Source organism: Campylobacter concisus UNSWCS, from assembly GCF_000466685.1.
In the GTDB taxonomy this organism is placed as follows: Bacteria; Campylobacterota; Campylobacteria; order Campylobacterales; family Campylobacteraceae; genus Campylobacter_A; species Campylobacter_A concisus_A.
On sequence record NZ_ANNG01000040.1, the window covers coordinates 19,020 to 29,556 of the forward strand.

The following is a 10,537-nucleotide window of genomic DNA, read 5'->3' on the forward strand; positions in this document are numbered from 1 at the left end:
CCTTTAAAAATCTATTACGTTAGGGAAAAATTCCACCTTGTGATACTCTTTGTCGTTGCTTAGAGCTTGTCTTATCAGCTCATCATTTCTATTTATGACTGCTTTAAATTTAGCTGACTCTTTTTTATCTTCTATATTTTTTACGACCTTGATGGCGCTTTCTGGATTGATCGGTTTGCCACCTAGATATAGGCCAAAGTGCAAGTGTGGGCCAGTACTCATGCCGCTTGTGCCAACGTATGCTATTAGCGTGCCTTGTTTTACTCTAAGACCGCTTCTTATGCCCTTTGCAAAGCCATTTAGGTGGGCATAAAGTGTCTCGTAGCCGCCAGCGTGAGAGATGATGACGGTTCTGCCGTAGCCACTCTTTTGTCCGACAAATTTGACCGTGCCGTCGCCTGCAGCCTTGATCGGTGTGCCTTTTGGAGCACCGTAATCAACTCCAAGGTGCGCTCTATATCTTTGAAGGATCGGATGCCATCTTTTTAGAGTGAAATTTGATGTGATCCTAGCGTTTGCAAGAGGGCGAACGAGCAAAAATTTGTCATTTTTCTTGCCGTTTTTATCATAAAATTTATCTTCAAATTTATACATCACGTAGCGTTTGTTTTTAGTCTCTATCATCGCTGCGTAAATTTCAGGTGTGCCAAAAGAGCGGCCCATGCGTAGTTTTTGGTTATAAACGATAGCGATCGTATCGCCTTTGTTTATCTTTTTAAAATCGATCCCGCTGCCGCTAAAAACCTCTTTGAAACCAAGCGCTAGCGTGCCAGAGCCAGTGTAGTCAAAGATATCTTCAGAGACTGATTTATCTACTTTTAGGGCTAAAACTTTATCTTCACTTTGGTATAAGATCGGAATAAACTCAAGCTGAAATTTGCCCTTGTCATCTCTATAAATATGTATCTGAAGCTCGTCACTAACGGGGATGAGAGCTTGTTTTACCTCGCCGTTATCGTCTTTGTAAATTTGATATTTTGTGCCAGCGATGATCTCTTCTGTTAGCTCTTGATCTTCGCTTGCTAGGTTGTAGTAAAGTGAAAGTGGGATTTTATTTGTCTCAAGGAAATTTAAAAAGCTGCTGCCATTTGGCCAACTAAGCTCGTCAACAGTTGGTTTTATGGCATATAAATTTATACATAATATTGCAAAAATCACAAAAATACGAGGCATCGATATCCTTTTAAAAAGCTGGAGGGGATTTTAACTAAAACTTGCTTTAATTTTGCAAAAGATAAAGCATTTTAGGCTATAATCGCTCTAAAAATTTAAACTTAGGAGATATTTTTGAAACGTATAATCGTGATTTTATCGCTGTTTTTTGGCTTTGTTTTTGGGGCTGATTTTTCTTTAAATGAGTATAGAACTCCTCTTATTAGCGTCGAGAGTGACGGCACAGCAACGATAGTTGATAGTCCTGAAATTTTGATCGGATCAAGCGGCGTTGTGCTCCATAAATTTGACACTGATAGCTCTATCATCGCAAGAGTTAGCGTTATCTCAAAAAATGCTGGCTTTGCGAAGGTTAGATTTGAGGTGTTTGACCTACTTGAGCAAAAGGCTCTCCCACTCCCTGGCATCGCTCCTGCAAGTGGCGATATAGTCGTGCTAAACTACCTTTATAACCGCTCGCTAATCGTCGTGCCAAATAAAGAAATTTATGAAGAGGTTTTGGGCGCATTTCCTAATATGATATTTATCCACCCAGACCTTGTTGGAGCATACTTAAGCTACGAATACAAGCCAAACCCAAGCAGAGATGACTTTAGAAAGATGTGCGCTCAAAGTGCGGCTGGTCTTATCTTTGTCGCGATGGATGGCAGAAGCGTTTTTGCTGATTGTCAAAGCTTTAAGGTGCTAAAGGAGTTTAAAACTGGCGAGGTTGAGTACTATCAACTACCATTTTATACAAGAGTTAGCGACATAGACACTGTATTTTGGAAGCTAAACAGCGAGCACATCAACAACTATGACGCTCACTACGAAAAACTTTTTGAAGAAGATAACTGATAAATGAGCCGTTTGTCCTTAAGCAAGAGCGATTTAAAGAGTGGTTTAAATTTGCTAGCTGCTCTTAAGGACAAAGAGCTCTTTCACTACGCAGCAAGCCTTAGCTTTCACACGATCTTATCGATCATACCGATACTTCTCATATCGTTTTCTATCTTTACAAAACTGCCTAGCTTTGAGGATTATTACGCCAAAATTCAAGACTTTGTCTTCTCAGCTCTTTTGCCAAGCAACCAAGAGATCATCTCAAACTACTTGCAAAATTTTCTCCAAAATAGTGGAAATTTAGGCATAGTTGGCTTTGTGGCGATGATATTTACTTCAGCTATGTTTTTTAGCGATTATGAATACGTAGTCTTAAAAGTGACAAGAGCTAGCAAGGCTAGGGGCTTTTGGTCGGCACTTAGCTCGTACTGGACGCTCATCACGCTTGCACCGCTCGGACTTGCTGGCAGTTTTTACCTCTCAAGCCTTGTGCAAGAGATGCTAAACTCGACTAAATTTACAAGCTGGATAAATTTCTTAAGTATCGTGCCATATCTCATCATCTGGGTGATATTTTGCGTCACATATCTCATCTCAGTAAATGACGAGATAAAATTTAAAAGCGCGCTTTTTAGCTCGTTTGCCGCCTCGCTCGTTTGGTATCTTGGCAAGTCAGCCTTTGTATATTATGTCCTTTACAACAAGACCTATCTAAGCGTCTATGGCTCGTTTTCGGCCGTGCTTTTCTTCTTTGTGTGGATATATATCTCGTGGATCATCTTTTTATATGGGCTTAAATTTTGCGCTTATCTCTCAAATAGCTCTAAATTTAAAGGATAAATTTATTGCTAGCTGGCAATTTTAAATTTACCAGCTAGCAGGATATGTAATATTTTGCATAAAATTTTATGTATTTAGCGTTTAAATTCGCAAATTTCTATTTTGATATCAAGCTCTCTACTAAATTTGCTAACAGCCTTTTCAAGCTCGTCTTTGTCAAAGCATATAAGATCAACATAAGAGTGCTTAGTGCCAGTCGCTGCGCCCATGCCTTCGCAAAAAGTGCTAGTTTCAAGCTCATCTTCTATCTTAGTTTTGCTATCAATGCCAAACTGCACGTCGCCGCCGTGATGCAGGACTAAAAAGCAGAAATTTATACCAAGCTCGTAAGCTTCGTTATAGATATCGCTTTTGCCGTCATAGTATTCATTTAGCAGTGAGATTAGGCTTGTATATCCCATAAAAACATCGTCTCTTAGCTCGTCTGAGCGAGGCTCTAGCTCATAAAAGCTAAACTGCTTTAGCGGCTCGCTCGAGGCTTCTTTGCCAAATTTATCATCTATAAGATCGGCAAAGTCGGTAAGCGCGACGCCTTTTTCTCTTGGCTCATCTACGATCTCAAAGTCACCAAGCGTGTTTATCATCGCTGTCTCGCCAACAACGTTGTCACAAAGTATGAAAGCTAGCGTGTAGGCTTTGTTTTCATCTTCGCTTTTTAGCTTACTTAGAGCCTCGTTATATAGGCACATATCCACGCTTTTTTCTTCAAAATTTGCATAGACCATGACCTCGTTTGCATCAACACTCACGCCATACATCTGTATAGTGGCTACTTCGCGCGGTGCACGTGGTTTGCCAAGTGTGCAAGTAAGTTTTGCCTCATACTCTTTTGGCATGCGTGATTTGATAAATTTAAGCCAAAAAAGCCTATATTTCATCCCTTCTGGAGTGAGCACTAGATCGATCTTGTCATTAACAAGGCCTATCATAAAGGTTGGATCAACTAAACATAAATTTAGCGCCTCCTCTGTCATTTTGCTCGCTGTTTCGTAATTTTTATCCTCTAAATTACGCTTTATAGCATCTAAATTTTTACCAAGTTCGCTCCAAAATTTATCAACCCTGCTAGCAAAACTTGAGTTTTTATGATGTGAAAACTCCATATTCTCTCCCCCTTTCAAAAGACTCTACATTTCTTTGCGTATAAATTTTCATCGATGGAAATTCTAACGCACTTAGTTTGTCATAACCAACTTCATTAAAAACGCAGCCTGTGTCGATATCTGCGCTATTTTTATAAAATTTTACCTCTTTTACTGGCGTGTGCCCATAGACGTTAAATATGCCACTAACTTGCAGCTCATCGCCTCTGCCTGAGAGCAGGTGCCTTCTAAACTCTTCGCTAGCATATTTGTCGTTTCTTAGCTCCCACATATTGCCAACGGCTGAGTGAGAGACTACCAGATGCTCGCCATTTTGGTTTTTATGCTCTTTAAATTCCAGATAAACTGGCCTTTGTTCTAAAAAGTCAATATGCCTTTGCTTAAATTTCATACTTTGTCCAAAGTATGATCTATATGTCGCCTCGCCACCATTTCCAAAAAACCAGCTCCTATCAAATGGCACTTTGTTGTTTAAAAACTCAAATTTATTGTTTAGTAGCCTTCGCTCGTGATTTCCCATGACCATTTTATAGTCATTTTGCATGATAAGTTCGACCACGTCGCAGCTAAAAAGCCCCCGATCTATCACGTCGCCAACAAAGCAAATTTGAGATTTTTCTTTGTTTGGAAACTGCTTTATTAGCTCTAAAAGTGTGTTAAAACAGCCGTGAACGTCGCCGATAATGTAAATTTGCTCGCTCAAATTTTCTCCTTTGGCGCAAATTTTAGTCTATTAAACTTAAAAATAAAGATTATTAATTGTTGATAAATTTAGAAAGAAATTTTATTTATGAAATTTAAAGCAGTAGGGGGCAAAACCCCCTAAAATCATTGTGCGTAAAAGCCGCTGACCTTGCCGGTGAGGTCTATCATGATGTTTTTCATCTGAGTGTAGTGCTCAAGTATGATCTTATGCGTCTCACGGCCGATACCTGAGTTTTTATATCCGCCAAATGGGCTTCCTGCTGGGATTTGGTTGTAAGTGTTGATCCAAACTCTGCCAGTCTCCATAGACCTTGCAACGCGAAGCGCTTTTGTGATGTCTTGTGTGAAAATTCCGCCACCAAGGCCATATTCGCTGTCATTTACCATTTTGATAAGCTCGGCTTCATCTTTAAATTTGATGACAACGCCAACTGGTCCAAAAATTTCCTCCTGAGCCACTCTCATATCATTTGTCACATCAACTAGCAGCGTTGGCTCGACAAATGCGCCCTTGTCGCAACCATTTGCGGTGTAGGCTTTGCCGCCGACTGCTACTTTTGCACCTTCTTTTTTGCCGATCTCTACGTACTCTAAGATCTGCTCGGCTTGTTTTTTATTGATCTGAGAGCCCATTTGAGTGCTAGGATCAAGCGGATCGCCAACTTTTATGGTGTTAAATTTCTTAACAGCAGCCTCGATAAATTTGTCATAAAAGCTCTCTTCTACGAAAATTCTAGACCCTGCGCAGCAAACTTGACCTTGGTTAAATAAAATTCCAAGCTGAAGACCGTCAAGCGCCTTGTCTAAATTTGCGTCGCTAAAGAAGATATTTGCGCTCTTGCCGCCAAGCTCAAGTGTGGCTGGGATGATACGGCGAGCCGCAGCTATGGCGATATCACGGCCGATCTCGGTTGAGCCAGTAAATGCTAGCTTGTCAAGGCCTGGGTGGTTTTTGATCCACTCGCCACTCTTACTGCCTCTGCCTGTTACTATATTTATAAGGCCTTTTGGCAAAATTTTATCTATCAGTCTAAATAGCTCAAGCACGCTTAGGCTTGTCTCGCTTGAAGGCTTAAAGACGCTAGCATCGCCCGCTGCGATAACTGGAGCTAGCTTCCAAGCTGCCATTAGAAATGGAAAATTCCAAGGCACGATCTGACCCACGACGCCTATTGGCTCGCGCAAAACGATAGAGAGTTGCTTCTCGTCAAGCACATTTGCGCTGCCTTCTTCACCCATGATAACGCCAGCAAAATACCTAAAATGCTCGGCTGCAAAAGGGATATCGACATTTAGCGTCTCACGGATTGGCTTGCCGTTGTCCATACTTTCAACTTTTGCTAAGTGCTCTTTGTGCTCATCGATGATATCAGCGATCTTGTTTAACAGCTTTGCGCGCTCGCTAACTGTGGTGTGTTTAAATTTCTTAAAAGCCTCACGTGCAGCACGAACTGCGTCATTTACATCTTCTTCGGTAGCATCAGCGATCTTTGCAAGGTGCTCGCCGTTTGCTGGATTTTTAGCATCAAGGGTAGCGCCGTCTTTTGCGTCACGCCACTCACCATTTATAAAAAGCCCGTATTTTTCAAGTAGTTTCATACTTTTCTCCTTGATTAAGATTTTGTAAAAGGATTATAATATTAATAAAATTTATCAAAAATAAATTTTGGACATAAATTCTCTTTTTTAATAAATTTTATTATTTAGAGTAGGGTGATTTTAAATTTAACTCTGCCAAGAGAGCAAAAACGTAGTCTCGCTATCAAGCTCGCTTTGGCATTTTACGGTGATGCCATTTTTCTTGCAGCACTCTTTGACTAAATTTAGCCCTATACCAAAGCCACCTTGATCGTCGTTAAATCTCGTGTAGCGATCAAAAATTTTCATCTGATCCTCTTTGCTGATGCCGCGTCCAGTGTTGCTTATACTAAAGAAATTTGGCTCTAAAACTATACTAACCTTTGAATTTGGCGCTGCGTATTTGGAGGCGTTGCTAAGAAGGTTGTCTAAAATTTTACTCACATCCTCAAGGTCTGCGTTTATGAAGCTTGGCTTTAAGCTAGCCTCTATCTTAAGTCCGCGTTTGGCAAAAAATGGCGAGAAGTAGCTAAGTCTTTGTGTGGTTAGTAAATTTAGATCGATTAGCTCTTTTTTACTTGGTTTATCTAGGTTAAAGCTTAGATGAACGAGCGCGTCATAGATGCTGCCTAGGCTCTTTGCAGCAAGGCTGATGTTGTTAAAGCGCTTTAAATTTCGCTCATTTAGGTTTTCAAGATCAGCCGTTTCTATGCTCATCGAGATGACGCTTAGGGGCGTGTTTATCTCGTGAGTTGAGTCTTTTATGAAGTGATTTAGCGTATCTATCTTTTCATAAAGTGGCTTTAGGCTCAGTTTTGCTAAGTAAAAGGCGATGAAAAGCAGTATAAAAAGGAAAAATATAGCATCCACAACGCATGAAATTACAAGGGATAATATCTCTTTTTTGATGTCCTTGCCTACCAAAAATATCTCAGCGCTAGAAAGCTCATCTGTTATGTCGTTATCCATGCTTTGGATGTTTTCAAAGATCGTGACCTTGCCGTTTATCAAATTTATATTTTTTTCTTTATCTATATTTTCGCAGGCAAAGTCCTGATAAATTTTCGCTCCGTTTTTTGAGATGATGCAGGCTTTTACCCCTTTTTCTTTTGTTAGGCTTGAAACCGAACTAAGACCATTTGTCCTGGCTTTCATATATATGCCCATCTTGATCTCTTTTAGGCTTTTTACCTCGTTTAAGATGAGTGCTTCTTTTTTATTTTGGTAGTCGTGTATAAAAAAATAGCTCAAAAATAGCACAGAGCTAACAAGATAGAGGGATAAAATTTTAAATAAAATTTGCGTCTTTTCAGACATAGATGTAGCCGTCTCCACGCTTGTTTAAAATGGCATCTTTGCCTAAAATTTGGCGTAAATTTTTGATATATACACGAAGGCTAAGCTCGCTTGGCTCCTCGTCAAATTTCCAAATTTTATTAAAAATTTCATCTTTGGTTAAAATTTTGCCCTTGTTTTGCAAAAATAGGGCGAGCAGGTCGCTCTCTTTGCTCGAGATATTTACATTTTCGCCGTTTTTACTTAGAGTTTTGCTCTGTGGGTGAAAGCAAAGATCATCTAAAATTTTGATATCTTCGCCGTTTTGGTGTGAGAAATTTCTTTTTATGAGAGCTTGCATGCGGATAAGTAGCTCTTTTAGCTCAAATGGCTTTTTTAGATAGTCATCGCAGCCGCTTTTGTAGCCTTTTTCAAGGTCGTCTATGGTGTTTAGCGAGGTGGTAAATATGCTAGGTGTTGTGACGCCAAGCTCACGTAGCGATGAAAGTAGGGAGAAGCCGTCGCCTTGCGGGAGTTTGACGTCTAGTATAAGTAGGTCAAAATTTCGCTCGTATGCAAGATCTAGTGCGTCTTTGGCATTGTTTGTAGTGGTGACATCGTAACCATTTTCGCCCAGATACTCGCTTATTAGATCAAGTAATGTTTCATCATCTTCAACAAGCAAAATTCTGACCATCAAGTGCCTTTACATGCCTTTTTTCATTTCGTCTTTCATGCCCATGTCGTCTTTTTTCATACCCATGTCATCTTTTTTCATTTCGTCTTTCATGCCCATGTCGTCTTTTTTCATACCCATGTCGTCTTTTTTCATTTCGTCTTTCATGCCCATGTCTTCTTTTTTAGCTTCGTGTTTTTTGACAGGATGTTTTTTAGACATATCATCTTTCATCATCTGCTCTTTCTTCATCATCTCATCTTTGCCCATCTTGTCCTTTTGCATCATTTCAGTAGCATTTGCAAGACCGCCAAACATAAACATAGCACCAAGTGCAACTAAGATTAACTTTTTCATAAAGTCTCCTTTAAATTAAATTATGTTGCAATTGTAGTCACTTAGTGTGAAATAAGTGTGAATTTACGCAAATACAAAATAGATAACTGGTAACGTGATAAATGAAAAAAGTACACCAATGGCTACTGATGAGATGGCTAGTGAGCTATCAAGCCCAGCTTTTATGACCATCGCACTTGCAAGGGCTGATGTCGGCATCGCACATTGAAAGAGACCAACGACCCAAGTTTTGCTCATCTGGATGCCTGAGACTTTTAATATGATGAAAAATACGATAGCTGGCAATATCATCTTACACAAAAGCACGACGCTAACGCCTTTATATGAGCTTGTGATACTGCTAAAGTTAAGACCAACACCGATCGCAAAAAGTGCGACTGGAGTGACGCTGCCTTCAAACATCCTAAGTGGCGCAAAGATAAAATCTGGAAGTGGGACTTCTTTTAAGACAAGACCCATAATGAGCGCGATAAATGGTGGAAATTTTAAAATTTTCATCGTATTTTGAAAGAGCGAAACCTTCTCAGGTGCGGCAAAAGATAGGATGAGTGGTCCAAGGATCGAAAGAGGGATACCAGTGGCTATTTGATCATAAAAGATGACCTCATTTACCATCGCATCGCCAAAGAAGCCCTGAATGACAGGCATACCGACAAATAGTGTGTTACCAAAAAGGCTTAGCATGATCATACTGACGGTTGTTATTTTGGTAAATTTAAAAATCTTACCTATGACAAATGCCAAAGCGGCGCTAATGGCGGTTGAAGCAAAGCCAATAAGGATCGTGTTTATAAGCGAGGCATCGACATTTACGTGGTAAATTTTATCAAAGATTAGCGCAGGCATTGCAAAACAAAGGACAAAATCCACAAATGGGATCGAGTGCTTTTGCTCAACAATGCCGACTTTTTTAGCAAAAAAACCAGTTGCGATTATAAAAAATATTGCAAAAAGTGGTGTGAAATTCATAGCAGTCTCTTTTAAGTTTGGAATTTACAAAAAATTGATTATATGCCCCAAAAGATTAAATTACAATAAATTAAATTACAATAAACTTTTTTGGAGGTAGTAGCAAAATAGCGTTGTCTTGGTCTTTTCTGTTTTTTGGTTTGATTAGTTAAATTTAAATATTGCACAAAATACGACAACTATTATTGTTGATAAATATCTTTGTTTAAAATATGTTAAATAAATTAATATTTTTACCGATATAGATATACAAGACATTAAATTTAAACAAGGAGTTTTACCAAATGAAGAAGGTAGCAAACAAAGTAGCACTTATCATCGTAGTGCTTTTGGTTGTCTCTTTGGCTGTATTTTCTACTGTAAGTTATACAAACACCAAAGAGAATATTTATGATCTAGCAAAGGAGTCTAAGACTTCTGCTTCAAAAGTTTTGCAGTTTTATATGAATGCATTTTTTGAAGATAAGGTTGATGTTGTTGAAAAATTTGTTAGATACCTTGAACTACATCCGGAAATTTTAGAGAATAGAGAAAGCTTAAAAAAGAGCTGATGACAGCATCACAAGTAACTGAATTTTTTGAGTTTTATTTTGGATATGCAAATGATGGAGCGACTTATAGTGCTGATGTTGACGGCGAAGGACGTAAAATTTCTCTTTTAGATGCAAGCACAAATTTTGATGCAAGGACTAGAGTTTGGTATAAAGACGCTATTGCAAAAGGTGGTGTTGTTTTTACAGAGCCGTATGTTGGATCAGCTGGTGTTATGAATATTACTATCGCTAAAAAAGTTGTCGTTAACGGCAAAGTCATTGGTGTCTTTGGTGGAGATATCGCTTTAGATAAGCTTGATACTGAGCTTGACAAGATAAAACCAACTCCAAGTAGCGCGATAGCACTATTTGATCTAGAGAATAGAAAGATCGTTCATTTTAAGATAAAGGAACTTGTTCTTTCAGACTCTAGTGAAGCTATGAAGATCCTTGATGACTACTCAAACGAGTATAAGAAAAATGGCGATAAAACATTTACTTATAAT

General features: G+C 39.1%; 12 protein-coding genes. 4 read left to right on the plus strand and 8 right to left on the minus strand.

From position 1 onward, the window contains the following. Positions 1–3: 3 nt before the first annotated feature. Positions 4–1,173, minus strand: a complete 1,170-nt coding sequence (locus UNSWCS_RS08815; RefSeq protein ID WP_021088210.1) for a peptidoglycan DD-metalloendopeptidase family protein — start codon at positions 1,171–1,173, stop codon at positions 4–6. A 114-nt stretch (positions 1,174–1,287) separates the two neighbouring features. On the opposite strand from UNSWCS_RS08815, the gene UNSWCS_RS08820 reads away from it, so the two are divergent. Continuing rightward, a complete protein-coding gene (locus UNSWCS_RS08820; protein ID WP_021088215.1) occupies positions 1,288–2,010 on the plus strand; it encodes a plasminogen-binding N-terminal domain-containing protein in 723 nt (240 codons plus the stop codon). A 3-nt stretch (positions 2,011–2,013) separates the two neighbouring features. Further along, positions 2,014–2,835: a YihY family inner membrane protein gene (locus tag UNSWCS_RS08825; protein WP_035143815.1), complete on the plus strand. Its 822-nt coding sequence runs from the start codon at positions 2,014–2,016 to the stop codon at positions 2,833–2,835. Between the two features lie 74 nt (positions 2,836–2,909). Here UNSWCS_RS08825 and UNSWCS_RS08830 read toward each other — a convergent pair whose 3' ends face one another. From UNSWCS_RS08830 to UNSWCS_RS08860, 7 genes are all read right to left on the minus strand, one after another. Further along, positions 2,910–3,938 (minus strand): hypothetical protein, encoded by a 1,029-nt coding sequence (locus UNSWCS_RS08830; protein ID WP_021088213.1) that lies wholly within the window; start codon positions 3,936–3,938, stop codon positions 2,910–2,912. Next, complete coding sequence (locus tag UNSWCS_RS08835; protein ID WP_021088219.1) at positions 3,919–4,641, minus strand: metallophosphoesterase; 723 nt, start codon at positions 4,639–4,641, stop codon at positions 3,919–3,921. The genes UNSWCS_RS08830 and UNSWCS_RS08835 overlap by 20 nt, the downstream gene beginning before the upstream one ends. Positions 4,642–4,766: 125 nt before the next feature. Beyond that, a complete protein-coding gene (locus tag UNSWCS_RS08840) occupies positions 4,767–6,242 on the minus strand; it encodes an aldehyde dehydrogenase family protein (RefSeq protein ID WP_021088216.1) in 1,476 nt (491 codons plus the stop codon). Between the two features lie 126 nt (positions 6,243–6,368). Further along, complete coding sequence (locus UNSWCS_RS08845; protein ID WP_021088200.1) at positions 6,369–7,538, minus strand: sensor histidine kinase; 1,170 nt, start codon at positions 7,536–7,538, stop codon at positions 6,369–6,371. Further along, positions 7,531–8,193: a response regulator transcription factor gene (locus UNSWCS_RS08850; protein WP_002940533.1), complete on the minus strand. Its 663-nt coding sequence runs from the start codon at positions 8,191–8,193 to the stop codon at positions 7,531–7,533. The genes UNSWCS_RS08845 and UNSWCS_RS08850 overlap by 8 nt, the downstream gene beginning before the upstream one ends. Positions 8,194–8,202: 9 nt before the next feature. After that, a complete protein-coding gene (locus tag UNSWCS_RS08855) occupies positions 8,203–8,529 on the minus strand; it encodes a hypothetical protein (RefSeq protein WP_021085558.1) in 327 nt (108 codons plus the stop codon). Between the two features lie 63 nt (positions 8,530–8,592). After that, positions 8,593–9,498 carry an AEC family transporter gene (locus UNSWCS_RS08860; protein WP_021088201.1) on the minus strand — a complete coding sequence of 302 codons (906 nt, stop codon included), beginning with the start codon at positions 9,496–9,498 and terminating at the stop codon, positions 8,593–8,595. 284 nt (positions 9,499–9,782) lie between these two features. Between UNSWCS_RS08860 and UNSWCS_RS08865 the strand changes: the two genes are divergently transcribed. Both UNSWCS_RS08865 and UNSWCS_RS08870 read left to right on the plus strand, forming a co-directional pair. After that, the gene (locus UNSWCS_RS08865; protein WP_021088205.1) at positions 9,783–10,049 is read left to right on the plus strand and encodes a hypothetical protein; all 267 of its coding nucleotides are present in this window, start codon (positions 9,783–9,785) and stop codon (positions 10,047–10,049) included. Next, a partial coding sequence (locus UNSWCS_RS08870; RefSeq protein WP_035143818.1) for a cache domain-containing protein occupies positions 10,049–10,537 on the plus strand: 489 nt, incomplete at its 3' end. The genes UNSWCS_RS08865 and UNSWCS_RS08870, both read left to right, overlap by 1 nt.